Annotated in this window: 22 protein-coding genes, 2 riboswitches and 2 other annotated features; of the genes, 12 read left to right on the top strand and 10 right to left on the bottom strand. The window is 28.4% G+C overall.

Annotated features, from left to right (window positions below; translation table 11 throughout):
• Positions 1-12: 12 nt before the first annotated feature.
• Together ACYQ1T_RS11490 and tnpA are read left to right on the top strand one after the other, a co-directional pair.
• The gene (locus ACYQ1T_RS11490; protein WP_459834817.1) at positions 13-153 is read left to right on the top strand and encodes a FeoB-associated Cys-rich membrane protein; all 141 of its coding nucleotides are present in this window, start codon (positions 13-15) and stop codon (positions 151-153) included.
• Positions 154-336: 183 nt separating this feature from the next.
• Positions 337-792, top strand: coding sequence for an IS200/IS605 family transposase (gene tnpA / locus ACYQ1T_RS11485; RefSeq protein ID WP_459831012.1), 456 nt, complete (start codon positions 337-339; stop codon positions 790-792).
• A gap of 106 nt (positions 793-898) precedes the next feature.
• On the opposite strand, the gene ACYQ1T_RS11480 is transcribed toward tnpA, so the two are convergent.
• Both ACYQ1T_RS11480 and argS read right to left on the bottom strand, forming a co-directional pair.
• A complete protein-coding gene (locus tag ACYQ1T_RS11480) occupies positions 899-2,017 on the bottom strand; it encodes an AI-2E family transporter (RefSeq protein WP_459834815.1) in 1,119 nt (372 codons plus the stop codon).
• 96 nt (positions 2,018-2,113) lie between these two features.
• The gene (gene argS, locus ACYQ1T_RS11475) at positions 2,114-3,805 is read right to left on the bottom strand and encodes an arginine--tRNA ligase (protein ID WP_459834813.1); all 1,692 of its coding nucleotides are present in this window, start codon (positions 3,803-3,805) and stop codon (positions 2,114-2,116) included.
• A gap of 71 nt (positions 3,806-3,876) precedes the next feature.
• Positions 3,877-4,084 (bottom strand) — a binding site (T-box leader).
• A gap of 182 nt (positions 4,085-4,266) precedes the next feature.
• On the opposite strand from argS, the gene ACYQ1T_RS11470 reads away from it, so the two are divergent.
• Positions 4,267-5,784 (top strand): Ppx/GppA phosphatase family protein, encoded by a 1,518-nt coding sequence (locus tag ACYQ1T_RS11470; protein ID WP_459834810.1) that lies wholly within the window; start codon positions 4,267-4,269, stop codon positions 5,782-5,784.
• 86 nt (positions 5,785-5,870) lie between these two features.
• Here the strand turns inward: ACYQ1T_RS11470 and ACYQ1T_RS11465 are convergent, their stop codons facing one another.
• Together ACYQ1T_RS11465 and ACYQ1T_RS11460 are read right to left on the bottom strand one after the other, a co-directional pair.
• Positions 5,871-6,515, bottom strand: coding sequence for a site-2 protease family protein (locus tag ACYQ1T_RS11465; RefSeq protein WP_459834808.1), 645 nt, complete (start codon positions 6,513-6,515; stop codon positions 5,871-5,873).
• A 129-nt stretch (positions 6,516-6,644) separates the two neighbouring features.
• Positions 6,645-8,024, bottom strand: coding sequence for an LCP family protein (locus tag ACYQ1T_RS11460; protein ID WP_459834806.1), 1,380 nt, complete (start codon positions 8,022-8,024; stop codon positions 6,645-6,647).
• 234 nt (positions 8,025-8,258) lie between these two features.
• Between ACYQ1T_RS11460 and ACYQ1T_RS11455 the strand changes: the two genes are divergently transcribed.
• From ACYQ1T_RS11455 to ACYQ1T_RS11445, 3 genes are all read left to right on the top strand, one after another.
• On the top strand, positions 8,259-9,227 hold the full coding sequence (locus tag ACYQ1T_RS11455; protein WP_459834803.1) for a biotin--[acetyl-CoA-carboxylase] ligase: 969 nt from the start codon (positions 8,259-8,261) through the stop codon (positions 9,225-9,227).
• Between the two features lie 240 nt (positions 9,228-9,467).
• A complete protein-coding gene (gene rocF, locus ACYQ1T_RS11450) occupies positions 9,468-10,373 on the top strand; it encodes an arginase (RefSeq protein ID WP_459834801.1) in 906 nt (301 codons plus the stop codon).
• 85 nt (positions 10,374-10,458) lie between these two features.
• A complete protein-coding gene (locus tag ACYQ1T_RS11445) occupies positions 10,459-11,085 on the top strand; it encodes a 3'-5' exonuclease (RefSeq protein WP_459834799.1) in 627 nt (208 codons plus the stop codon).
• 94 nt (positions 11,086-11,179) lie between these two features.
• Here the strand turns inward: ACYQ1T_RS11445 and pflA are convergent, their stop codons facing one another.
• The 3 genes from pflA to ACYQ1T_RS11430 all read right to left on the bottom strand — a co-directional run bounded on the left by pflA (position 11,180) and on the right by ACYQ1T_RS11430 (position 15,542).
• Entirely contained in the window at positions 11,180-11,893 is a 714-nt protein-coding gene (gene pflA / locus ACYQ1T_RS11440) for a pyruvate formate-lyase-activating protein (protein ID WP_459834797.1), read from the bottom strand.
• A gap of 151 nt (positions 11,894-12,044) precedes the next feature.
• Positions 12,045-14,273, bottom strand: a complete 2,229-nt coding sequence (gene pflB, locus ACYQ1T_RS11435; RefSeq protein ID WP_459834795.1) for a formate C-acetyltransferase — start codon at positions 14,271-14,273, stop codon at positions 12,045-12,047.
• 174 nt (positions 14,274-14,447) lie between these two features.
• Complete coding sequence (locus ACYQ1T_RS11430; RefSeq protein WP_459834793.1) at positions 14,448-15,542, bottom strand: GNAT family N-acetyltransferase; 1,095 nt, start codon at positions 15,540-15,542, stop codon at positions 14,448-14,450.
• A 458-nt stretch (positions 15,543-16,000) separates the two neighbouring features.
• Here ACYQ1T_RS11430 and ACYQ1T_RS11425 point away from each other — a divergent pair, with 458 nt between their 5' ends.
• The 6 genes from ACYQ1T_RS11425 to ACYQ1T_RS11400 are packed head-to-tail and all read left to right on the top strand — an operon-like array spanning position 16,001 to position 20,609.
• Positions 16,001-16,540, top strand: coding sequence for a helix-turn-helix domain-containing protein (locus ACYQ1T_RS11425; RefSeq protein ID WP_459834791.1), 540 nt, complete (start codon positions 16,001-16,003; stop codon positions 16,538-16,540).
• Between the two features lie 22 nt (positions 16,541-16,562).
• The gene (gene potA, locus ACYQ1T_RS11420) at positions 16,563-17,612 is read left to right on the top strand and encodes a spermidine/putrescine ABC transporter ATP-binding protein (protein ID WP_459834789.1); all 1,050 of its coding nucleotides are present in this window, start codon (positions 16,563-16,565) and stop codon (positions 17,610-17,612) included.
• Positions 17,605-18,462 (top strand): ABC transporter permease, encoded by an 858-nt coding sequence (locus ACYQ1T_RS11415; RefSeq protein WP_459834787.1) that lies wholly within the window; start codon positions 17,605-17,607, stop codon positions 18,460-18,462. The genes potA and ACYQ1T_RS11415 overlap by 8 nt, the downstream gene beginning before the upstream one ends.
• Positions 18,456-19,265 (top strand): ABC transporter permease, encoded by an 810-nt coding sequence (locus tag ACYQ1T_RS11410; RefSeq protein WP_459834785.1) that lies wholly within the window; start codon positions 18,456-18,458, stop codon positions 19,263-19,265. The genes ACYQ1T_RS11415 and ACYQ1T_RS11410 overlap by 7 nt, the downstream gene beginning before the upstream one ends.
• A complete protein-coding gene (locus tag ACYQ1T_RS11405) occupies positions 19,252-20,316 on the top strand; it encodes an ABC transporter substrate-binding protein (RefSeq protein ID WP_459834783.1) in 1,065 nt (354 codons plus the stop codon). The genes ACYQ1T_RS11410 and ACYQ1T_RS11405 overlap by 14 nt, the downstream gene beginning before the upstream one ends.
• 23 nt (positions 20,317-20,339) lie before the next feature.
• Positions 20,340-20,609, top strand: coding sequence for an acylphosphatase (locus ACYQ1T_RS11400; protein ID WP_459834781.1), 270 nt, complete (start codon positions 20,340-20,342; stop codon positions 20,607-20,609).
• 30 nt (positions 20,610-20,639) lie between these two features.
• On the opposite strand, the gene ACYQ1T_RS11395 is transcribed toward ACYQ1T_RS11400, so the two are convergent.
• The 3 genes from ACYQ1T_RS11395 to ACYQ1T_RS11385 all read right to left on the bottom strand — a co-directional run bounded on the left by ACYQ1T_RS11395 (position 20,640) and on the right by ACYQ1T_RS11385 (position 24,901).
• Positions 20,640-21,602, bottom strand: a complete 963-nt coding sequence (locus tag ACYQ1T_RS11395; RefSeq protein ID WP_459834779.1) for a glycoside hydrolase family 73 protein — start codon at positions 21,600-21,602, stop codon at positions 20,640-20,642.
• A 101-nt stretch (positions 21,603-21,703) separates the two neighbouring features.
• Entirely contained in the window at positions 21,704-23,083 is a 1,380-nt protein-coding gene (locus tag ACYQ1T_RS11390; protein WP_459834777.1) for an alanine/glycine:cation symporter family protein, read from the bottom strand.
• A gap of 85 nt (positions 23,084-23,168) precedes the next feature.
• A riboswitch (glycine riboswitch) is annotated at positions 23,169-23,251 on the bottom strand.
• A gap of 2 nt (positions 23,252-23,253) precedes the next feature.
• A riboswitch (glycine riboswitch) is annotated at positions 23,254-23,329 on the bottom strand.
• A 72-nt stretch (positions 23,330-23,401) separates the two neighbouring features.
• The gene (locus ACYQ1T_RS11385; RefSeq protein ID WP_459834775.1) at positions 23,402-24,901 is read right to left on the bottom strand and encodes a 2-isopropylmalate synthase; all 1,500 of its coding nucleotides are present in this window, start codon (positions 24,899-24,901) and stop codon (positions 23,402-23,404) included.
• A gap of 273 nt (positions 24,902-25,174) precedes the next feature.
• Positions 25,175-25,369: a binding site (T-box leader), on the bottom strand.
• Positions 25,370-25,371: the final 2 nt, after the last annotated feature.

Genomic DNA, 25,371 nt, shown 5'->3' with positions numbered 1-25,371 from the left:
GAAGGTGTTTTTATGGAAATTCTTATTACTTTAGTAATTGTGGCTGTTGCAGCCTTTATAATATTTAGAAGTATTAGAAAATCTTCTAAAGGCGGTTGTAACTGTGGAAGTTGCTCATCACACTGCCCTAGTTATAAAAATAAAAAGAAGTAGTTAATTACAAAAATAAACTGAGAAATTTAAAATTTCTCAGTTTATTTTTTTGTTTAATGAAAACCACCTGCTATGCAGGTGAGTTCCGAAAAGCTTTAGCGGTCAGTAGGAAATAAAAACCTCCTTTGGTATAATTAAACTAGGTTCGACAGCCAAATTTAATAACCAAAGGAGGCATCCGTAATGGATAGTAATAGTTTATCACATACAAAATGGAATTGTAAATATCATATAGTATTCGCGCCTAAGTATAGGAGGAAAGAGCTATATGGAGAAAAGAAAAAAGAAATAGGTAAAATATTAAGACAGTTATGTGAGTGGAAAGGTGTAACTATAATCGAGGCGCATGTATGCGTTGATCATATACATATGTTGGTTGAGATACCACCAAAGATGAGTGTATCAGGCTTTGTAGGATTTTTAAAAGGAAAAAGTAGTCTTATGATTTTTGAAAGATTTGCAAACTTGAAGTATAAGTATGGAAATAGACATTTTTGGTGTCGTGGATTTTATGTGGATACAGTAGGAAGAAATAGAAAGGCAATTGAAGAATATATAAGAAATCAAGAAAAAGAAGATATGATTTCAGATCAAATAAGTATGAAAGAATATATGGACCCTTTTAAGGGTAGCAAGTAACATAGTATGCGGCTGGCGAACCAATTTAAGCGCCTTAAGGCGCAATGCAGGTAAGAGGCCCTTATAGGGCTTAGGAAATACCACCAGCTAAGCTGGTGGATTTTTATTACTCTTTATTTGCTAATCTTACTAATTCATCATTTTTATCCATAACTCTTGTATAATAAAATTTTAATGTTGCTGCTGTAGGTGATGCAAGTAACATTCCTATTGGACCAAAGAATCCTCCACCTATTACAACTGCTAAAATAATAAAAAATGGTCTTACTCCAACTTTACTTCCTATTAATTTTGGATCTAAATACCATCCATCAAACATTTGCAATGCAAATAAAACTAAAAATACTGTTAAACCTTTAGTTGGAGAAACAAAAACGTTAAATAAAAATCCAACTATCTCTCCTATAAATGGTCCAAAATAAGGTATCATATTAGTAATACCAACTATACAAGCTAAAAGCACTGCATATTCTGATTTTACTATATTTAATAGTATAAATGCCATTATTCCAATTATTGATGAATCTATAGCTTTTATTCCTATATAAGTTCCTATCATTTTATGATATATTCTTATAGCTTCAATTAATTTTTTTGCTCTTTTTTCTTTTAATATTAAATATGTCACCTTTTTAGTTTCTAAAATTATTCTATCTTTATCCACTAATACATAAATTGAAATTAATATTCCTAAAAATATTTTTACTAATTGGCTTGAAACTGAAAATATATAAGATACTGAACCTTCTAATACATTAACTGCCATTGTTCCAACTTGTGCTATTAAAGAATTTACGCTATCAAAAGTTCCTGTTTTAGTTATAATGCCTTTAACTGCCTCATTATTTAAAAAATTATTTAACCAGCTTTGAGCATCTGTTATATAATCTGGAATATTCTTAGTAAGATCTATTATACTTTGTACAACATTTGGAATACAGTAGACTATTACTAATGACATTGCACCTATTATCAATATATATGTAGATAATATAGCTACTCCAGACTTTAGCTTAAACCTTTTTTCTAGTAGCTTTACTAATGGATTTAATATATATGCAATTACTAATCCATATATAAATGGAACAATAAGTGAGAATAGTTTTTTTATTATTCCAAAAAAATAAGGATAATTATCTATAAGCTTAGCTCCAACTACACTTACTAATATAGAAAAAACTATTGCTATTATTATCTCTTTATATTTAATGTATTTATTAAACAAACTTACACCTCCCTAAATATTTATACTGATTATATCATAAAGTATTTATAACTTTGTTAATTTTCTATAAAAAATGGATGCATACGCATCCATTCCTTACATTTTTTCAACAACTTCTATTCCTAATAACTCTAATCCATTTTTAATAACTTGACATGTTGCTTCTGTAAGCTTAAGTCTAGCTTCTTTTAAACCTTCATCTTCTAAATTTAATACTGAATGTGCATTGTAGAACTTATTAAATGCTTTTGCAACATCAATTACATATCTTGTTAAAACTGATGGTTCTAATTTTTCTATTGCTAAATGAATTTGTTTATTTAAATTTTCTAAAGTCTTAACTAATTCAAATTCTTCTTTTGAAGTAAGCTTTGAATAGTCTTGAACTCCCTTTAGCTTATCTGCTCTACCTAATATGCTCTTTGCTCTAGCATATGAATATTGAACATATGGACCTGTTTCACCTTCAAATGAAAGCATTTCCTTCCAATCAAATACAATATCCTTTTCTCTTGAGTTCTTAAGGTAAGTAAATACTAAAGCACCAACACCTATTTTCTTAGCAACTTCTTCTTTATTTTCAAGAGTTGGATTCTTTTCATTTATTATTTCTAAAGTTTTATCTACTGTTTCTCTTACTAGATCATCTAAAAGGATAATTTCTCCCTTTCTAGTTGAAAGCTTTCTATCGGCAAACTTAACTAAACCAAATCCTACATGAACACAATCTTTAGCCCATTCATGACCTGCAAGTTCTAAAACTTTAAATACTTGTTTAAAGTGTAATGCTTGGGGTGTTCCAACTACATATATGCTCTTATCAAAATTATATTTTTTCTTTCTATACATAGCTGCTGCTAAATCTCTTGTTGCATATATAGATGCTCCATCACCCTTTAGTACTATACATGGAGGCATATTATATTCATCAAGCATAACTACTTGTGCTCCATTACTTTCTACTAAAAGCCCCTTCTCTCTTAACTCATTAACTACAACATCCATTTTATCGTTGTAGAAAGCCTCTCCTGCATATGAATCAAAAGTAACATTAAATATATCATATACTCTTTCAAATTCTTTTAAACTTAACTCTCTAAATCTATTCCATAATTCTTCAGCTTCCTTATCCCCATCCTCTAATGCTTTAAAGTATGCTCTTCCTTCATCTTCAAGTTCTGGATTTTGCTCAGCTTCATCATGGAATTTTACATATATTCTAAGTAACTCATTTATAGCATTTTCTTCTAAAGCCTCTTCATTTCCCCATCTCTTATAAGCTGATATAAGCTTACCAAATTGAGTTCCCCAATCACCTAAATGATTGATTCCTTCAACTGTATATCCTTCTTTTTTAAATAATTTATATAAAGAATTACCTATTGCTGTAGTAAACAAATGTCCTACATGGAAAGGCTTTGCAATATTTGGTGATGAATATTCAACACAAACTGTTTTTCCTTCTCCTATATTAGATGAACCATAATTTTCACCTTCTGCTAATACCTTCTCTATTGTATTTTTAGTAAATATGCTTTTATCTGCGAAGAAATTAACATATGGTCCTAAGTTAACTATTTTCTCAAAGCCATCTTTATCTAACTTTTCTGCAAGTTCCTCAGCTATCATATTAGGAGCCTTTCTAAAGGCTTTAGCTAGTTGGAAACAAGGAAATGCATAATCTCCCATTTCTGGCTTTGGTGGTATTTCTATAAGCTTTTCTATAGCTACAGTATCCATATCTATATATTGTTTTAAAATTTCCGAAACTTTCTTTTTGTAATCCATTTTAACCCTCCGTTTTGTTGTTTTAAATTTTATTTTTCTATAAAATAAAAAAATTCCCTCTCTTATAAAATATAAGAGACGAAATTATATCCGCGGTACCACTCTAATTGCATAAAATATGCCACTTGATGCTTTAACGCAAGCAAATACGATCTAGCCTACTACAAATTCGGTAGATATCTCCAAGGTTCTCTTCCTAATAATCTATCTTATAGGCTTCCACCACTCCCTATTCGCTAAAAGACTCAATTATAGTACTCTCCTCTTCTATGATTATATGAAAATTTAATTTTAATATACATATTATACATAAATAAAAGTTTTAATGTCAACTAAAATAAATCTTTTATTAATAATATTTAACCTTTTACCTCTTGAAAAATTTACAAAATACTTTAATATTTATTATAATACTATAAATAAGTATTATAATATTTTTTTATATAATTCAAGGAGTTTTTATGAAAAGAGTAGGTATAATTGACATTGGTTCTAGTTCTCTAAGGCTTATGTTAACAGAAGTTGATAATAGTGGGTATTTTAAGATTATAGATGAATTAAAAACCCCTGTTAGATTATGTCATGATTTAGTTAAAGATTGTGGAATTTGTAGTGAAAACTTTTCTTCTATACTTTCTACATTACGTGCTTTTAAATCACTATGTACAGTTTCAGGTGCAGATAAATTAATAGTAGTTGCAACTGAATCCTTTAGAGCTGCTCAAAATAGAGATATTTTAGTTCCTATGATAAAAAAAGAGCTTAATTTAGATGTTAAAGTTTTAAGTTGCGATGAAGAAATTTATTATAACTTCTTAGGTGTTCTACGAAGTATGTATATTAAAAATTCTTTAATTGTTAAGGTTGCTGGAACCAATACTTATATTGCTTGGGTTAAAGATAATTCCATTATAAAACATGCTACACTTCCATTTGGTAGCGTTAACCTAACATATAAATACAAATTAAATGATAGAGTTTTACGAGATGATCTTGAAACTGCTAAAGTTTATGTTAATGAAAATCTAGAAGATATATCATGGTTAAAAGAAACAATATTTGATTCAATAATAGGTATTTCTTCTACCTCTAGAAATATAGGAAAAATAGATAGCGTAAGAAAAAGATATCCTTTTGATATTCCTCATAACTATGAATTAAATGATTTAGATGTTAAAGATATATATAACTTAGTAAAATCAAAGGATTTAAAGCAAAGACAAAGATTAGATGGTTTAGATCCTGAATTTGCTGATATAGTAGTTGGCGGTGTAACAATTTTTCATAATATAGTAAAACTTATTAATTGTAGTAATATTTTTATCTCTAGTAGAGGTCTTAGAGAAGGTCTTATGTATGAGTATTTAAAAGAAAATTATAATGTTATAGATGATATTCTAGACTATAGCTTAAATGGTATATTAGATATTTTAAATAGTAATAAAAATCATGCTAAAAATGTTTTTGATATAACTTATAAGCTTTTTAATAATCTAAAGCCTCTTCACCATTTAGGTAATGAATTTACTAACATAATAAAAACCTCTACTATGTTACATGATTGCGGCATTAGTATTAATTACTATAGTCATCATAAACATTCATTTTATGTAATATTAAACTCTTATATAAACGGATTAACTCATAAAGAACTTATTATGAGTGCTGCTATAGCTGCTTCTCATAGATTTAATAATTATCAAACTCCAATTTCACCATTTTCAGCTGTTATAAGTCAATTAGATTTAAAAGCTATTAAGCAAATAGGAGCATTGCTAAAAATTGCTGACGGTCTCGATAGAAGCCTTGTTGGAGCTATTAAAGACTTTTCTTTAAATATAAATGATAAAACTGTAGAAATTTTAGTATACTCTGATATAAATGTTGATTTTGAAATTCGTCAAGCTTTAAGAGCTAGTAATACATTCATGGAAGTATATAACAGAGAACTTATTATTAAGAAAAAAGAGATAATTTAATAGCATTTAAATTATATTAAAGCCTCTTGAAATTTATTAATTTCAAGAGGCTTATCTATTTTATAATTGAATTTTTACTTATATCTTTAAATAAATATTCTTAATATAAAGCTAGCTATAGAACTAAATAAATTTAATATTAATTCTGATGGAATTCTAAGAATATATTGACCTACTAAAATTACACCTAATAATATTATCATTTGATATTGATAAAGTATATCTGCTACCTTATAAAATGTTCTTGGACTTACTTGTTTAAATATTTCAAATCCAGCTAGTCCAGGAAGTGGTAATAAATTAAATACAAATAAATTAACATTTATTACTGCTGTAAATTTTATCATCATACATCCAACTGCATAGAATGTAGAAGGTAAAATATTTTTAGTTAAAACAGCAAAAAATACAAATATAATTGTAAATATAAATCCAACTAATAAATTTGCAAGTGGTGCTGCTACAGTAACTTTTATTGCATCTTTATATCCCCTTTTGTATGCATTAGGATTTGTATCTACCGGCTTAGTCCAACCAAAGCCAATAAATAATATCATTATAAATCCAACAAGATCTATATGCGCTGCTGGATTTAAAGTTAATCTTCCTTGGAATCTTGGAGTTTTATCTCCTAATTTATCTGCAACCTTTGCTCTTGCATATCCTTGAGCTGTAAACGCTATTAAAATAGCTGGTACTGTTAATATTGTACTTAGCAAAAATCCTCTCAAACTAATTCACTCCTCAAACTTCTTATTTTTAGATTATATCATATTTATTACTCTATATTTCTATTATTAACATTATTTTAATAAAAAGAACTTCGTCTACTACGAAGTTCTTTATTTACATAACTTTTACTAATGTGCTTGTTCACCATTAGTTGGTGGAGCAGGTTGAGTTTGATTTCCATTTCCTCCTTGTGCTGGTGGTACCTGTTCAGGCTTTGGAGCTTCTGGTTGTGGAACTTGCGGAACCTGTGGAGTAGTTTCCGGCTTTGGAGCTTCTGGATTCGTAACCGGTGGTTTCTCCTCTGGCTTTGGTGCTTCTGGCTTTTCCGCCGGCTTTGGTACTACATTAGTTTTATCTTTATCTTTGTCATTATATTCCTCTGGCTTTACATTATAAAGAGAATTATATCTTGCTTCTTCTGCATTATATTGTGCTTCTAAACTTTTAATTTGAGAAATACTAAACTCTTCTGGGTTTGGAAGCTTATCTTCAAATATAAAGTCATGTAAAACTTTTGAATTTTGATCTTTATCTATTATTAAACACCAACCTAAATCTTTATATAAATAATCTCTTACTATTAATTCATTTTGTGGCATTTGTATTTGTTCAAAATTCAAGCTTGGGAATTTATATACTGTATAAGCTAAATTTAAAGCTTCTGGTATATCTATATTAGTCTTAATATGTTTTGCAAGACTATTTGCAATACTAACATATTTTAAAGGATTAACATCTTTAAACTTAGTAGCAATTTGATATAAAACTGCTCTTTGTCTTTCTCCTCTTTCAAAGTTACTATTACCTACATATCTTATTCTAGAGTATGATAATGCTTGTGCACCATTAAGTAATTGAACTCCTGTTTTTGTAATTGGCTCTGATTTAGTTTCTGTTGTTTCACCAATATACTTATTTATTTCATCTATTTCATAATCTTTAATATCAGCTTCTATTCCACCAATTTCATCAATTATAGATTCAAATCCCCAAAAATTAACTATTGCATATTTATCTATATTAATTTTAAATGTATTTCTTATTGTTTCTAATAAAAGTCCTGCGCCACCTACTGCACCTTTAAGTTTACCATTTGAATCAGATTCAGCACTACCTAATGCAAAGGCCGCATTTATTTTTTGTTCTCCATATCCAGGTACATCTACTAAAATATCTCTCATTATAGAGGTTAACTTAACCTTTTTTGTGTTGCTATCAATAGTAGCAATAATTATGGAGTCTGATCTTGCTGATTCATCTAAAGTACGTCCATCTGTACCAATTAGTAATACATTAGTTACTCCTGAAACCTCTTTATATTCCACCCCTTTTGTTTCTTGTGGTGTATATTCAACATAAATTTGGTTTCTAATATTTAAATAAACTCCTACCACAGACGCTATTAATAAGGCTACTATGGTTAGACTTATTATTATAATCTTCTTCTTTTTATTTAATTTCTTTTTACTAGCTTTAGATTTTCTACTATTTTTATCATTTTCACTCATCCTAACTCCTCCTTTTACTTTACTATTATATAACCAAATACTATTATTTTACAACAATATTACTATAATTATAATACAGAAATTTGTCATTTTCATTACAAACTTCTTAATTTATCATATATATATTATTATCAATAGATTTTATATTTATATATTACTAATTTCTTTCATTATTTCTCTTATTATAGTATGTTATGTTATAATCTCACTATATTAAACTTTACGAGGTGAAATATGAAAGAAAAAATACTTAATTTATTAAAAAATCATAATGATTATTTATCTGGTCAAACAATTAGTGATAATTTAGGAATAACTAGAGCTTCCGTTTGGAAATATATAAATATACTAAAAAAAGAAGGATATAAAATAGAAGGGATATCTAACAAAGGATATAAATTACTCCCTATAAAAGATCTATTAAATCCAATAGAAATAAAATCAAACTTAAATACTACATATATCGGAAAAAATATTAAATATTTTTCAAAAATAAACTCAACAAATACTTTTGCAAAATCTATCGCTTATGAAGAACCAAATGGAACTCTTATAATAAGTGAAGTTCAAACTGATGGTAAAGGTAGATTAGATAGAGATTGGAGTTCTCCTAAAGGCGGGATTTGGGCTTCATTATTATTAAAGCCAAATTTAGAGCCAATACAAGCTCCAAAAATAACTCAAATTGCTGCTGCCGCATTAACTTTAACATTAAAAAATTATAATTTAGATATAAAAATCAAATGGCCTAATGACTTACTACTTAACAATAAAAAATTCTGTGGAATACTTACAGAAATGAGTTGTGATATGGATAGAATAAATTACATTATTTTAGGATTTGGTATAAATATTAATATTTCAAAAGAAGAAATTCCAGATAATTTAATTAATAAAGCTACCTCTTTATCAATAGAATCTTCTAAAAATTTTAATAGAGTTTCTTTATTATGTGATTTTCTGAAAAACTTTGAAGATTTATTTAGAGAGATTTTGGAAACTAATGATGCTAAAACCTCTATAGAAATATGTAAAAATAATTCCTTAATTATAGGGAAGGAAATTTCTTTACTAACTAGATTTGGTGAAGAATCTGTGATTTGTATGGATATACTTCCATCTGGTTCACTTTTAGTAAAAAATAAAAAAGGTGAAGAAAAAATAGTTATGTCTGGAGAAGTTTCTCTTTCTAATTATTATTAAAAATAAGTGTCTGTAAGAACTTTTTTCTCTTACGGGCTTTTATTTTTTTCTCCTTTTTTTCACTTTTTCAGATATATTTTACTATATTATTTATTGTATATTATCTATTAAAAATTTAATCTTGCATATAATAATAATATAATTTAAATTTTTTTTAAATTTTTATTTACTTATTTAGATTATGCTATTAATATATATATATTGCCTAAAAAAAATTATTCCTATTTGGAGGTTTGTTTTATGAATATTAGTATTATTGAAATGCCTATATTCTATGGATGTGATAATCCTGGAGTTGAGAATGGGCCTAAAATTTTAAGAGAGAACAACCTTCTAGATATCTTTAAGAAAAGCCACCAAGTCTGTGATATGGGCGAAGTACATGTGAAAAATGTTTCTTCTAATGATAAATACGCAGCTAATGACAAAATGAAGTATTTAGATGAAGTTGTTAGATCAAATATTGGACTAGCTGATAAAGTTTATGAGTCCTTAACAAACTCTTATCTGCCTTTAGTAATAGGTGGAGATCACTCATTAGCACTTGGAAGTGTTGCAGCTTCTAGTAAATTCCACGGCGATAATTTAGCTGTAGTTTGGGTTGATGCACATGGAGATATTAATACCCATGATACATCACCATCTGGAAATATTCACGGTATGCCTTTGGCGGGTTCTATGGGAATAGGACATGAAAATTTAATTAACTTATATTTTGGCAATAAAAAAATTAAACCTGAGAATGTATTCTTACTAGGAGTAAGAGATTTAGATGAAGGTGAACTTAAATTAATAGAATCTCATTCTCTTAATGTTTGGACTATGAAAGATATAAAATCTAAAGGAATCGAAAATGTTTTAGAAGAGTTTAAAACCCTTTTAAAAGATAAAGGTATTAAAGATATTCATTTTAGTTTTGATATAGATTCATTAGACCCTTCTTATGTTCCTGGAACTGGAACTCCTGTAGAAGAAGGATTAACATTTAAAGAAGGAAAAAAGGTTATAGAAACTATAATTGAAACTTCATTAGTTAGATCTATGGATTTTGTAGAATTCAACCCTAACTTAGATAAAAATAATAGAACTTTAGAAACTTGTCTAGAGTTATTAAAAATAATTTCTAACTCATTTAAAAATAACTAATAGTTTTTCTATTAGTTATTTTTTTATATTATTTTTATGTTATTATATAATAAGTAATTTAAAGTGTATTTCTTAGGAGGATAAAATGAAATTATTATTTTTTGATACAGAAACTACTAGTATAAGACCCGGTAATATATGTCAATTAAGTTACATAGTTATAGATACTTCAACTAAACCTCAAACCACAACAGGAAAAAATTTCTTTTTTACTGTTGATTCTATGGACGATGGTGCACAAGCAGTTCATGGATTTACATTAGAAAAATTATATGAACTATCTAATGGGCAAGAGTTTATCGATTCTATCCAAGAATTTATGCCTGATTTCTTTGATGCAGATTTTATTATAGGACATAATGTTCAGTTTGATATAAAGTTTTTAAAACATGAAGTTCAACAACTCTGGGAAGCTGGGCTTATAGACACAACATGGGAAGCTAAAAATACATTTTGTACTATGGCATATTATAAAAATATATGTAAGCTTCCAAATCCTAATGGTAATATTAAAAATCCTAAGCTTGCTGAAGTAATTGATTATCTTGGAATTACAGAAGAAGAAATAACTAATAAAGCAAATGAATTATTTGAGGGAAGTGGCAATTATCATGATGCTAGATTCGATACTGCCGCTACTTATTTGACTGTTATTCATGGAATGAAGAAAAGACTTATTCCTGCTGGATACTTTTCAAATCAATTAAATTAATATTATATAAAAAAAGAGCTGAAATTTTATAAAATGCACTTAATAAATTATACATTTTATTTATATTTCAGCTCTTATAATATAATAAATTAATCTATTTTATATCTTCAAATATCTTTTTAAATTCATTACATTTTTCTTTATCCATTGCATCTACCCCATCAAGTCTATACTTAAGACCTAATGTCTCATATTTATTAACACCTAATAAATGATATGGTAATAATTCTACTTTTTCAACATTTTTAATACTTTCTACAAATTCTTTAAGCTTTAACATATACTCCATTGTATCAGTTTTCCCTGGTACAACTACCTGTCTTATCCAAAGCTTAGTAGAGTTTCTTTCACAAGCTTCTAGGAATTTTTTAGTTTCTTCCATATTAAGACCTGTCATATCCTTATATCCCTCTTCAGTTAAATGCTTAACATCATATAAAACTAAATCAGTATATTTTAATATTTCATCATAATTTCCAACTCCAACACCTGATGTATCTAAACAAGTATGTATACCTTCCTTTTTACAAAGCTTTAAAACTTCTAATAAAAATTCTGGTTGTCTTAAAGGATCTCCACCTGAAAAAGTAACTCCACCACCTGATGAATTAAAATAATTTTTAAATCTTGAAATTCTTTTTGCTAATTCTTCTGCTGTAAACTCTGTTCCACCATTTTCTATCCATGTATCTGGATTATGACAATAAAGACATCTTAATGCACATCCTTGAAAAAATACTACTACTCTTATTCCTGGACCATCTACAAGTCCCATACTTTCTATCGAATGAATTCTTCCCTTTAGCATACTAAATCCTCCTGTATATTAAAACTAATCTTATAATACAATAAATGGACAATTGACAATAGATACTTTAAAAAATTTCCACTGTCTATTGTCCATTATTTATAAATCCCCTATCCAAAAATGAATAGGGGAATGTATATTAATTTAAATCTTATAGTGCTTCATGGAATGTTCTACTTATAACTTCCATTTGTTGTTTCTTAGTTAATCTACTAAAGTTAACTGCATATCCTGAAACTCTAATAGTTAATGTAGGATATTTTTCTGGATTTTCCATAGCATCTAATAAAGTTGCTCTGTTAAATACATTAACATTTAAGTGATGAGCTCCTTGAGTAAAGTATCCATCAAGAACTGCAACTAAGTTATCAATTCTTTGACCTTCTTCTTTTCCTAATGCATCTGGAACAATTGAGAATGTATTTGAAACACCATCTTGACAAGCTGGATTATAAGGAATCTTAGCAACTGAGTTTAATGATGCTAATGCTCCATTTTCATCTCTTCCATGCATTGGGTTAGCTCCTGGTGCAAATGGTTCTCCAGCTTTTCTTCCGTCTGGAGTTGATCCAGTTTTCTTACCATAAACTACATTTGAAGTTATAGTTAATATTGATAAAGTATGTTTTGCATCTCTATATAATGGATGTTTCTTAAGTTCAGCTGAGAATTTATTTACTAATCCTACTGCTAAATCATCAACTCTATCATCATCATTTCCGTATTTAGGGAAATCTCCTTCAATTTCAAAATCAACAGCTATTCCTGCTTCATTTCTTATAGGTTTAACCTTAGCATATTTAATAGCTGATAATGAATCTGCAACAACTGAAAGACCAGCTATACCAAATGCCATTAATCTACCAACTTCAGTGTCATGTAATGCCATTTGTCCTGCTTCGTATGCATATTTATCATGCATGCAATGAATTATGTTCATTGTATCAACATATAGTTTAGCTACATATTCTAATACGTTATCATAAACTGACATAACTGTTTTGAAATCTAAAACTTCATCATTTATTGGCTTTAATCCTTTAATTACAGTTTTTCCTGACTTTTCGTCAACTCCACCATTTATAGCATATAATAAAGCCTTAGCTAAGTTTGTTCTAGCTCCGAAGAATTGCATTTGCTTACCAACTTGCATAGCTGATACACAACAAGCAATTGCATAATCATCACCATATATTGGTCTCATAACTTCATCATTTTCATATTGAATAGCATCAGTCTTTATAGACATTTCAGCACAATATTTCTTAAAGTTTGATGGAAGATTTGGTGACCATAAAACTGTCATATTTGGTTCTGGTGCTGGATCTAAATTAGTTAATGTATGAAGATATCTAAATGAGTTCTTAGTTACAAGAGCTTTACCATTTATGCCCATACCACCAATTGATTCTGTAACCCAAGTTGGATCTCCAGCAAATAAATCATTGTATTCAGGAGTTCTTAAATGTCTAACTAATCTTAACTTTATAATTAATTGGTCAATTATTTCTTGAGCTTGTTCTTCATTTATTAATCCTGACTCTAAATCTCTTTCAATATATATATCTAAGAAAGTAGAAGTTCTTCCGATTGACATAGCTGCACCATTATTTTCTTTGATTGCTGCTAAGTATCCAAAGTATAAAGCTTGAACTGCTTCAACTGCTGTTCCTGCTGGCTTTGAAATATCAACGCCATATTTAGCTGCCATTGACTTAATTTCAGCTAAAGCTCTAATTTGCATATTAACTTCTTCTCTTTGTCTAACTAATTCATCAAGCATATCACCTTGAAGATTATCTAGATCCTTCATCTTTTCTTCCATTAAGAAGTCGATTCCATATAAAGCAACTCTTCTATAGTCACCTATTATTCTACCTCTACCATAAGCATCTGGAAGACCTGTTAATAATCCTGCACTTCTTGCTGCTCTAATTTCTTTAGTATAAGCATCAAATACACCTTGGTTATGAGTTTTTCTATATGCAGAAAAATGATTTTTTATGTCTTTGTCTAATTCATATCCATAAGCCTCACAAGAACTTTCAACCATTCTCATCCCACCAAATGGATTAACAATTCTCTTAAGTGGAGCATCTGTTTGTAATCCAACGATTACTTCATTGTCTTTATCTATATATCCAGCTTCAAAGTTATCAATTCCTGATACTTTATCAGTAGCTATATCTATAATCCCCTTTTTAATTTCTTCAATGATTAATGCTCTTGCCTTACCCCATACCTTTGAAGTTTTTTCTGATATTGGTGCTAAGAAATTTGAATCACCTTCATATAATTTGTAGTTCTTTTGTATGAAGCTTCTAACATCAATACTTTCTCTCCAGCTTTCGCCTTTAAATCCTTCCCATTGTGGAAACATATTTATTCCTCCCCTATGTCATTTTTTTAACAATTTAATTATACACTTTATTATATCTTTTGTTAATAGAAATTTCAAATACGTAAACCTTTTCTTAAAAACTTTATTTTTTTTATTTGTTACTTATTTCTCAAAATTTTCTTCTTTTTTTCTACAATTTGCGATATTTTTCTTCTAAAAGCCGCGTCCTATCTCATTACTTAATTCTTTTTCAACTTTATCTCCTGCTAATTTTTTAACAATGTTTAAACAACCTTTTACTCCACCTAAAATATTTGCTGCAATAACAACTTTACCATTATCCTCAAAATTTTTATTTGTAAATCTTGTTTCTAAAGATGATTCTTCTAAGTTTTCTTTAAATTCTCTCACTTCTGGTATTGATATACCATCTAACATTCTACATCTATTTAAGATATATAATGCAGTTGATAATGAAACTAAATAATCACTATTATTATAATTTGATAGTATATATTTAATTAAAAATTTATCTTTAGCCGCAATCTGTGCTCCATTTCCTCCTGGGATAATAATTATCTCTGGCTTAAAATCATCTTCAAAACTTCTTTCAAGTTTTACAGTTATGTTATCTCCTGAAGTTACTAATTTACTAACTCCTACACCATAAACATTAAATAGCTCTTCTCCCGCTAATTTATTTGCTTTATTAAATATTTCAAAAGGGATATTATATTCAATAATATCCATATCTTCATAAGCAATAACTGCAACACTCCTATTTTTTCTAGGTACTGAGTTTAAAAATTGATTTTTAGTTATCTTATAAGTTAATTGATTTCTAAACTTTCCAAACTCTTCAAAACCTATACTTGAAAATAACTTTTTAGCTCCTTCATTTTTTATATTATCTATAATAGCTTCCCCTGAAAATTCCATAAAATAGTACTCAAGTAAAAGCTTTATTGCCTCTTTTCCATACCCTTTATTTCTATATCTATGATGAATTTTAACGTTAATTCTAGCAACCTTTGTTATAGAGTCATATCCATGAAAACTAACTTCTCCTATAGCCTTATCTCTAATTGTATATATAAGGCAATAGAAGTTTTTCCCGTCTGTAGGTTGTACCATTTTTTTATAAAACATTTCCCATCTTTCTTTTGGAAATAAGTACGCTCCACCAATTTCAGACATTGTTTCTTCGTCTCCCCAAAGCTTTTCTACAAATGATAACTCTTCAAACTCTGGTTGTTTTATATAAATATTTTTTCCATTTCTTCTATACAAACTAACTTTTTCTTTCATCCTACCACCTATATGTTATACTCTAACCCCTTCAAATTTATACTTATATTTTAATATCTCATATCTCTTTTCTTTTATCAAGTTTTAGACACCTTAAACTTAGTAACTAAAATTAAATTTTATATTTTTTTATTTATACTAACTCTAAATTAATATAACTCTTTCCACAAATATCGATTTTTTCTACATTCCTACTGTCTTAAAATTATATATTTTTTCATACTACATCATTTTTCCTTAGTATTACTAAACTTCAAATGTTGTTATATTAAACTCTTAAAAATAAAACCCTATCTAACCTCAATAGTATCAATGGTTAAGGAAATATTTTTTTTTAAATTCTTTCCAAAAAAACTTGATTTATTTTCTATTAATTTATATAATATTCTTTGTTTGTTTAGTAATTTTAAACATATAGTTTAGTATAAGCAAAATTTAAAAAGGTAGAAGGTGTAATTTTGGAAATAGGTGAGAAGATACGTAGATTACGTATTGAAAAACAACTTACTCAAGAAGAATTGGCAAATAGATGTGAACTTTCTAAGGGATTTATATCTCAAGTAGAAAATGATTTAACATCTCCTTCCATAGCTACTTTAATAGATATTCTTGAAATTTTAGGAACAAATTTAACAGAATTTTTTAGTGAAGATAGTGAGGAAAGAGTTACATATACATATGAAGACATGTTTGAAACAGAAAATGAAGATTTAAAGTACAGGCTTATGTGGCTTGTGCCAAATGCACAAAAAAATGAAATGGAACCAATTATGATAACTTTAGAACCTGGTGGGCAATATATAGAAGAAGAACCTCATGAAGGTGAGGAATTTGGGTTTGTTTTAACAGGTACAATTATACTTCATTTAGGTGATAAAAAGTTTAAAGTTAAAAAAGGAGAATCCTTTTATTATAAGCCTAAAGTAAATCATTATATATCAAATCCTGGAAAAACTTCAGCTAAAGTAATTTGGATTAGTACTCCACCATCATTTTAAACTATAGAGAGAGGTGTTTATTTTGGAACAGAATATTATAGAAATTAAAGGTATTTCTAAATCTTATGGAAACAATACAGTTTTAGATAATCTTTCATTAAATATTAGAAAAAATGAATTTTTAACTTTATTAGGCCCTAGTGGATGTGGAAAAACTACCACTTTGAAAATTATAGCAGGGTTTGAGGAAGCAGATGAAGGAAAGGTTCTTTTTAATGGAACTGATATATTAGATCTTCCTCCATATAAAAGGCAGGTAAACACCGTATTTCAAAAATATGCTTTATTTCCTCATATGAATGTATATGAAAACGTAGCTTTTGGGTTAAAAATAAAAAAGACTCCCAAAAATGAAATTGATGCTAAGGTTAAAGAAATGCTTAAACTAGTTTCATTAAGTGGGTTTGAAAATAGAAATATAGATTCATTAAGTGGTGGTCAACAACAAAGAGTTGCAATAGCTAGAGCATTAGTTAATGAACCTGAGGTTTTACTTCTTGATGAACCTTTAGGCGCATTAGATTTAAAGCTTAGAAAAGAGATGCAAATAGAACTTAAAAGAATTCAACAAAGATTAGGAATTACTTTTATCTTTGTAACTCATGATCAAGAAGAAGCTTTAACAATGTCAGATACTATAATCGTAATGAATAAAGGAGTTATTCAGCAAATGGGTTCTCCTGAAGATATATATAACGAACCATCAAACGCTTTTGTAGCTAATTTTATTGGAGAAAGTAATATAGTAGACGGTATAATGCTTTCAGATTTTAAAGTTGAGTTTTGTAATAAAGTCTTTGAATGTGTTGATAAAGGCTTTAATGAAAATGAACTTATAGATGTTGTAATAAGACCTGAAGATATTAGTATTGTAAGTAAAGATAAGGGAATGATAAAAGGGAAAGTAAAATCTGTAATTTTTAAAGGAGTTCATTACGAGATTGAAGTTGAAGAAGGAAGTAATAATTGGATAATTCATAATACTAAATCAGCAAAGATAGGTTCAATAATAGGCTTAGAAATAGAACCTCAAGATATACATATAATGAGAAAGGTTTCTATAAATGAGTAAGTTTAAAAAAGATAATGGTTTGGTTTCAGCTTCTCCATTTATAATTTGGAGCGCCTTATTTATCGTTATCCCATTATTTATTGTTCTTTTCTTTGGATTTTCAGTTAAAACTACAGATGGAAGTTATGCTTTTTCCTTAGAAAACTTCACAAGACTATTTCAATCTCAATATTTAAAGGTATTTACTAGAAGTTTATCTTTAGCCCTTTTATCTACAATTGGATGTCTTATATTAGGATACCCTGTTGCTTATATAATTTCAAAGATGTCTTCTGGTAAAAGAAATATATTAATAATGTTATTTATAGTACCAATGTGGATGAATTTTTTACTTAGAACTTATGCTTGGTTACCTATTTTAGGCAAGAACGGATTTATAAATAATATTCTAGGTAATTTTGGATTTGGTCCATTCACATTCCTTTATAATGATGGAGCAGTTATACTTGGTATGATTTACAACTTCCTACCATTTATGGTTCTTCCTATATATACAGTTTTAATTAAAATGGATCAAAACCTTATAAATGCAGCTGCAGATTTAGGTGCAAATAAAAAAGAGGTCTTTAAAAAGATTATTCTTCCATTAAGTATGCCTGGAGTTGTATCTGGTATAACAATGGTATTTATGCCTGCTGTTTCTACCTTCGTAATATCAAGATTATTAGGTGGAGGTCAGTACATGCTTCTTGGTAATCTAATAGAGCAGCAATTTACAACTATGGGCGATTGGAACTTTGGTTCTGCAATATCAATTTTTATGATGATAATTATTTTAATCTCCATGGCTATAATGAATAAATTTGATGCTGGTGATGATAAAGAAGGAACAGGAGGACAATTATGGTAAAAAGATTAGAAAACTTTATTAAAAGATTTTATCTACTTATTATATTTATATTTTTATATACTCCTATATTTACCTTAATTATCTTTTCATTTAATGATTCAAAGTCCATGGGTAAGTGGTCAGGCTTCACATTAAAATGGTATAGCCAATTATTTAAAAATGAAAGAATAATGCAAGCATTGTTTTATACTGTAATTATTGCAATTATATCTTCTATAGTAGCTACAATAATAGGAACATTTGCTGCTATAGGAATAAATAAAATGTCTGGACCTAAAAAGAAATTTTTATTAAATATAAATTATTTACCTGTTTTAAATCCTGATATAGTTACTGGTATTGCTCTTATGAGTTTATTTATATTTATTAGACCTTTATCAAATCTTGATTTTGGATTTACAACTATGCTACTTGCTCATATTACTTTTAATATTCCATATGTAATTTTAGCAGTACTTCCAAAATTAAAGCAATTACCTGAAAATATTACTGAAGCAGCGTTAGATTTAGGTGCTACACCTTCTTACGCATTAAGAAAAATAATCTTACCTCAGATAAAGCCTGGAATATTTGCTGGAATGCTTATGGCTTTTACAATGTCCGTAGATGATTTCGTAATTAGCTTCTTTACTACTGGACCTGGTGTTACTAATTTATCTATTGAAATATTTTCAATGGCTAGAAGAGGTATAAAACCAGAAATTAATGCCCTTTCAACTTTAATGTTTATATCAGTTTTAATATTATTATTAATTGCAAATAGAAAAGAATTTACAAGGAGTGAAAAAAATGAACAAATTTAAAAAACTTGGAGCATTAGTTGCTTCTGCTATATTAACTACTAGTTTATTTGTTGGTTGTAAAAATAATTCTTCTGTAGGTGAAAATGGTACTATTAACGTTTATAATTGTGCTGATTATATCAATTTAGATTTAATAAAAAAATTTGAAAAAGAAACTGGAATTAAAGTTGTTTATAATACTTATGATACTAATGAAAATATGTATCAAAAAGTTAAAAGTAATCCAGGTCAATATGACTTAGTTTTCCCATCAGATTATATGATAGAAAAAATGGTTAAAGAAGATATGGTTGAAAAAATCAACTTTGATAATATTCCTAACTATAAAAATATTGGTGATTCTTATAAAAGCTTATCTTATGACCCTAAAAATGAATATTCAGTTCCTTATATGTGGGGAACAATCGGTATAATATATGATGCTGATAAAGTTAAAGAAAATGTTGATAGCTGGAATATACTTTGGGATGAAAAATATGCAAATGAAGTATTTATGTTTGATTCAATAAGAGATACTATCGCTATTTCCCTTAAAAGATTAGGCTATTCTTTAAACTCTGTAAATGAAACAGAAATTAACAAAGCTAAAGAAGAGTTAATTAAACAAAAGAAATCAGTTAATCCAGGATATATTGTGGATGAAGTTAAAGATAAAATGATTAATGGTGAAGCAATGCTTGCAACTGTTTGGTCTGGAGATGCTATGTATATTATGAATGAATCAGACTTAAACCTTAAATACATAGTTCCAAAGGAAGGTTCAAATAAATGGTTCGATGCTATGGTTATTCCAAAAGATGCTCCAAATAAAGATGGTGCTGAAAAATTTATCGACTTCTTAACTGATGCTGAAAATGCAAAAGAAAATGTTGAATATATAGGATATTCTACGCCTAATACTGCTGCTTTAGATTTATTAGATGATGAAGTTAAAAATAATAAAGGTGCTTATCCAAGTAAAGAAGTTCTTGATAAATGTGAAGTTTTCACTGACTTAGGTTCAAACTTAAAGCTTTATGATGATGCATGGACAATTATAAAAACAAACTAGTTTTATAATTTAGAGGATATATTATGATTAGATACTATCTTATAGTTTATGGTAGAGTCCAAGGTGTTGGTTTTAGATATTTTTGTCAGCTTAACGCAGCAAATCTTAACTTAACTGGATTTGCACATAATATGATAGACGGATCAGTAGAAATAGAAGTTCAAGGAACAGATATTAATATTAATAAATTTATTTCTACAATTAAAAAAGGCAACTTTTTTATAAGAGTAACTGATCTTTCTATAAAAGAATTAAATGTAGTTGCTAATGAAAAAACATTTAAAGTTTTATAAAAAAAATCCAAGGATTTTTCCTTGGATTTTTTATTTTTTCTGAGCTTCATAATCAAATAACATTAAATTATTTTCTCTTATTACTCTTATTAACTTTTCTGCATATATTAAAGTTCCAGTTTCATCCTTTGCAGTACTATATCCAGCTCTCTCTAAAGCCTCTGCTTGTCCCTTATATGTTTTAGCTTCAAAGACTCCATTTGCCCCATATCTTTCATTTTCAGATAGAAACTTACCATGATCCCTTATTGATGCTTCTTTATTTTTATATGTTCTAAAATAGTCATCAATAACATCATTATAGTTTTCACCTGTTCTCATACTTATCTTATCTCCATTCCAACGCTCATCTGCTTTTATTCCAAAAAGGTTATTATATTTATCAGATAATTGTGAGTTTCCCCATCCAGACTCCAATATAGCTTGAGCTATTGTAATTGAAGGTAAAATTCCATATTGATTATAATTTTTAATAGCTTCTTTAGACACAAAATTTATAAAATCTAATTTTTCTTTATCATGTGCTATTTCTTTATGCAAATAGTTTGTACTAATTCCATTTAAAATTTTTGTTGCATTATTTTCTTCATCTTCTTTAAATTTAAAATCCATAAGAACTTCTTTAAAATTTTTAATTGATGCTTTGTTATTACTATCTATATTAAAAAATTTATTAGCTATTGTTTTTAATTCTTCTTTGCTACTTTTTTCAAAATCCTTATTATTAATATATCCATCTATTGCAGCTATTTCTTGCCAATTTAATTGCATATTATCTTTACTCATTTCATCAGAAACATCAATATATTTGCTAATAGCTTTATACGTTAATACTATTTCTTCATTTCCTTTAAAGGCTCTAAAACCTCCAATAAATAAAGTTACTATAAGTACAATAAAAAATACTGTAATTAATATATGCTTTTTTATAGATTTATTAATTTCATAATTCTTATATTGCCCAATTCCTCTGTAGGTTCCTTTAAAATCCATTATCCCACCTCACTTAATATACACTTCTATTGTATATTAAAATAAGACTTTATATAACCTAAATTTTAATATGAAACCTAATTTTCATATTTTCTTAATTTTTATGCTAAAATTTTCTCTTTATTATCGCATTCCATAAAGAAATTTTCTGTTTCTTCTATAACTACTTTTCTAAGACCTATTAATCCAATTAAGTTAGGCAACGCCATAAGTCCATTAACTATATCTGCAATTATAAATATTGTTTCTAGTGGCATAAATGGCCCTACTGCTACAAATGCAATAAATATAAATTTATATGGTTTTATTCCCTTTACTCCAACTAAATATTCCATACACCTTTCACCATAATAATTCCAACCTAAAATTGTAGTAAAGGCAAAAAACATAAGGCCTATATTAACTATATACTTTCCTATTAAAGCTACAGGAAGCCCAGATTCAAAAGCTGCTGTTGTTAATGCTGCTCCTTCTAAACTGCTTCTAAAACTTCCTGTAATTACTATAACAAGACCTGTCATGGTACAAATTATTATTGTATCTATAAATGTACCTGTCATTGATATAAGTCCTTGTTTAACAGGTGATTTAGTCTTTGCTGCTGCTGCTGCTATTGGAGCACTTCCAAGACCTGCTTCATTTGAAAATACACCTCTTCCAATTCCTCTTTGCATGGCAATTGAAATTGTAATACCAACAGTTCCTCCAAGAGCTGCTTGTGGATTAAAAGCACTTTTTATTATTAATGAAATAGCTTCTGGTATAGCCGTAAAGTTAAATATCAATACAATTATCACTCCCAAAATATATAATGCAGCCATAAATGGAACTACCTTTTCTGATACCTTTGATATTCTCTTTATTCCTCCTAAAGTAACTAAAGCAACTAAAATAGTTACTATTAGTGCTGTAACTATTATTGGAATATTAAACCCAATTGAAGCTGCATCAGCTATTGACTTTACTTGCCCAAATGTTCCTATTCCTAATAAAGCAACACCTACTCCAAAAATTGCAAATAACTTTGCAAGCCAGTTTAGTCCAAGACCATTTTTTATATAATACATTGGTCCTCCTGCCATTTCTCCATTTTCATCAACTTCTCTATACTTAATAGCAAGAACTCCTTCTGCATATTTTGTTGCCATACCAAAAAATGCTGCTATCCACATCCAAAATAAAGCACCTGGTCCTCCTGCTTTAATAGCTGTTGCTACACCTACTATATTTCCAGTTCCTATAGTTGCTGATAATGCAGTACAAAGTGCTCCAAAACTTGAAACATCTCCCTTTGCATCTTCATCTCCCTCTTCATCATCCTTTGAAAATACATACTTTAATGCTAATGGTAATTTTAAGATTTGTAGTAATTTTAGTTTATAGGTTAAATATATACCTGTTCCAACTAAAAGAATTAGTAATGGTGGACCCCAAACTATGTTATCCACTGATTGTAAAAATGATTGTATTTGATTTGACATAAAAAAATCCCCCTTAAATAAATTTATGGAGGAGAATAGATTAACTAAAACTATATAACAAAAATAGCATAAGCGTTAATCTTATCCCCTGTCCTTTTACCTGAGAGTTTCAGTAAATAATAAATTTACCTTGCTCCTTCGGTGCTCTTTTCTGAGTCTCTCCAGAGGCTCGTCCAGTAACGGTCCTAATACCTGAAAGATTTGCTTCTTCGGTGGATTAAATAATCACTCTCCCGCTACCTTCATCCGAACAATATGAAATTATATAGATATTATATTAATATCTTATAAAAAATGCAACTTTTTTTCTAATATTTTTCAATTTAGTTTATTAATTGCATTCATGTATGCCATTAAGCTTGCTTCTATAACGTCTGTACTAACACCTATTCCAAGTACATTTTTATTATTTAAACTCATTTTAACTCTTACTTCTCCAAGAGCATCTGTACCACTAGTAATAGCCTTTATAGAATAATCATTTAACTTAGGACTAATATCTATAGCTCTTTCTAATGCGTTAAATAATGAGTCTACCGGACCTTCCCCACAAGCTGCTTCTACCTTTTCTTTTCCATTATATGCAACCTTTACTGTAGCTGTAGATTCTATATTATTTCCAGTAGTAACATTAAAATTAATTAATTTATATACATCTTCTATTATTACTACTCCTTGATTTACTAAAGCTTCTATATCTCTATCTGATACTTCTTTTTTTCTATCTGCCAAATCTTTAAATTTTAAAAAGGCATCATTTACTTGTTCCTTTGATAATTCATATCCTAGTGTATTTAATCTATCTTCAAAAGCATGTCTACCTGAATGTTTTCCTAAAACCATGTTATTAGTTTTAAATCCTACTGATTCTGGAGTCATAATTTCATAAGTCTCTCTATTTTTTAATACACCATGCTGATGAATTCCTGATTCATGAGCAAATGCATTTGCTCCAACTATTGCTTTATTAGGTTGAACCGTTATTCCTGTAAAGTGTGATACTAAACTTGATACTCTATATATTCTTTCTGTATTTATATTTGTTTCATATCCATAAATATCTTTTCTTGTTCTAAGAGCCATAACTATTTCTTCTAAAGCCGCATTACCCGCTCTTTCTCCAAGACCATTTACAGCACATTCAACTTGTCTTGCACCATTTTCTATAGCTGCTAGAGAATTTGCAACCGCTAGCCCTAAATCATTATGACAATGAACGCTTACTATAGCTTTATCAATATTTTTCACATTTTCTTTTATTCCTTTTATTAGTAAACCAAATTCTTCTGGTGTAGAGTATCCTACCGTATCAGGTATATTTACTATATCTGCACCAGCATCAATTACTGATTCTAAAACTCTATATAAAAATTCCTTTCTTGTTCTTGAACCATCTTCTGGTGAAAATTCTACTTCATCTACTAAAGTTTTTGCATATGCTACCATAGATGTAGCTTTCTCTAGAACTTCATCTTCAGTCATATTTAATTTATATTTCATATGAATATCTGATGTTGCAAGAAATGTATGAATTCTTTTTTTAGGAGCATACTTTATTGCTTCATATGCCCTATCTATATCAGATTTATTTGCTCTTGCTAATGCATTTACCGTAGATTCTTTAATATTTTGTGCAATTAATTTTACAGCTTCAAAGTCCCCATTAGACGCAATTGGAAAACCAGCTTCAATTACATCTACTCCTAAAGCTTCAAGTTGCTTTGCTATTTCAAGTTTCTCCTGTGGATTTAAACTCACACCAGGTGTTTGCTCCCCATCTCTTAACGTAGTATCAAAGATATAAATTCTTTTTGTCATATAAATATCCCCCTTTAAAATTATTTTATATAAATCAGATTATATCTAGAAACCAAAGTGGCAAGCCTCCATAAAATAACTTATAAGTTTACTACCATCTTTAATTAAATTAATTCAATAGTTATTATTATCAAGGCTATATCTCCCTTTGTTATCTTAATTTATTTTTATTCTTTAGGACAAATCACTTATATTTCTTAATATGTTGTACTTATTCACAATTAGTCTGTAAATATAATTACCTAAAGAATAAAAAAACGTAATTCTTCCAATAATTGGAGCGAATTACGCGGTACCATCCAAAGTTAAACTTAATTTAGTTAACGACATAAAAATGCCGATAAAACCTACTTAATTTCAGTCTTATAGCTCCTGAGCTAGTTCAAAAATGATAATATGCGGGCTTTCACCATCCCCTACTCTCTTTAATATCTCTTACTTTCTACTACTCTCATTCATTGCCATTTAAT

The sequence above is a fragment of the Clostridium carnis genome, from assembly GCF_054657435.1.
The sequence above is the reverse complement of the archived record's forward strand: the minus strand, read 5'-3'. Positions and strand labels throughout refer to the sequence as shown.

Excerpts from the sequence above, each read along its gene's own strand:
- tnpA (WP_459831012.1), top strand. The coding sequence starts at position 337 with ATGGATAGTAATAGTTTATCACATACAAAATGGAATTGTAAATATCAT.
- ACYQ1T_RS11405 (WP_459834783.1), top strand. The coding sequence starts at position 19,252 with ATGAACAAATTTAAAAAACTTGGAGCATTAGTTGCTTCTGCTATATTA.
- argS (WP_459834813.1), bottom strand. The coding sequence starts at position 3,805 with ATGGATTACAAAAAGAAAGTTTCGGAAATTTTAAAACAATATATAGAT.
- ACYQ1T_RS11395 (WP_459834779.1), bottom strand. The coding sequence starts at position 21,602 with ATGGATTTTAAAGGAACCTACAGAGGAATTGGGCAATATAAGAATTAT.
- ACYQ1T_RS11490 (WP_459834817.1), top strand. The coding sequence starts at position 13 with ATGGAAATTCTTATTACTTTAGTAATTGTGGCTGTTGCAGCCTTTATA.
- ACYQ1T_RS11445 (WP_459834799.1), top strand. The coding sequence starts at position 10,459 with ATGAAATTATTATTTTTTGATACAGAAACTACTAGTATAAGACCCGGT.
- pflA (WP_459834797.1), bottom strand. The coding sequence starts at position 11,893 with ATGCTAAAGGGAAGAATTCATTCGATAGAAAGTATGGGACTTGTAGAT.
- ACYQ1T_RS11470 (WP_459834810.1), top strand. The coding sequence starts at position 4,267 with ATGAAAAGAGTAGGTATAATTGACATTGGTTCTAGTTCTCTAAGGCTT.
- ACYQ1T_RS11460 (WP_459834806.1), bottom strand. The coding sequence starts at position 8,024 with ATGAGTGAAAATGATAAAAATAGTAGAAAATCTAAAGCTAGTAAAAAG.
- pflB (WP_459834795.1), bottom strand. The coding sequence starts at position 14,273 with ATGTTTCCACAATGGGAAGGATTTAAAGGCGAAAGCTGGAGAGAAAGT.
- ACYQ1T_RS11415 (WP_459834787.1), top strand. The coding sequence starts at position 17,605 with ATGAGTAAGTTTAAAAAAGATAATGGTTTGGTTTCAGCTTCTCCATTT.
- ACYQ1T_RS11430 (WP_459834793.1), bottom strand. The coding sequence starts at position 15,542 with ATGAAAGAAAAAGTTAGTTTGTATAGAAGAAATGGAAAAAATATTTAT.
- ACYQ1T_RS11385 (WP_459834775.1), bottom strand. The coding sequence starts at position 24,901 with ATGACAAAAAGAATTTATATCTTTGATACTACGTTAAGAGATGGGGAG.
- ACYQ1T_RS11400 (WP_459834781.1), top strand. The coding sequence starts at position 20,340 with ATGATTAGATACTATCTTATAGTTTATGGTAGAGTCCAAGGTGTTGGT.
- rocF (WP_459834801.1), top strand. The coding sequence starts at position 9,468 with ATGAATATTAGTATTATTGAAATGCCTATATTCTATGGATGTGATAAT.
- ACYQ1T_RS11455 (WP_459834803.1), top strand. The coding sequence starts at position 8,259 with ATGAAAGAAAAAATACTTAATTTATTAAAAAATCATAATGATTATTTA.
- ACYQ1T_RS11390 (WP_459834777.1), bottom strand. The coding sequence starts at position 23,083 with ATGTCAAATCAAATACAATCATTTTTACAATCAGTGGATAACATAGTT.
- ACYQ1T_RS11410 (WP_459834785.1), top strand. The coding sequence starts at position 18,456 with ATGGTAAAAAGATTAGAAAACTTTATTAAAAGATTTTATCTACTTATT.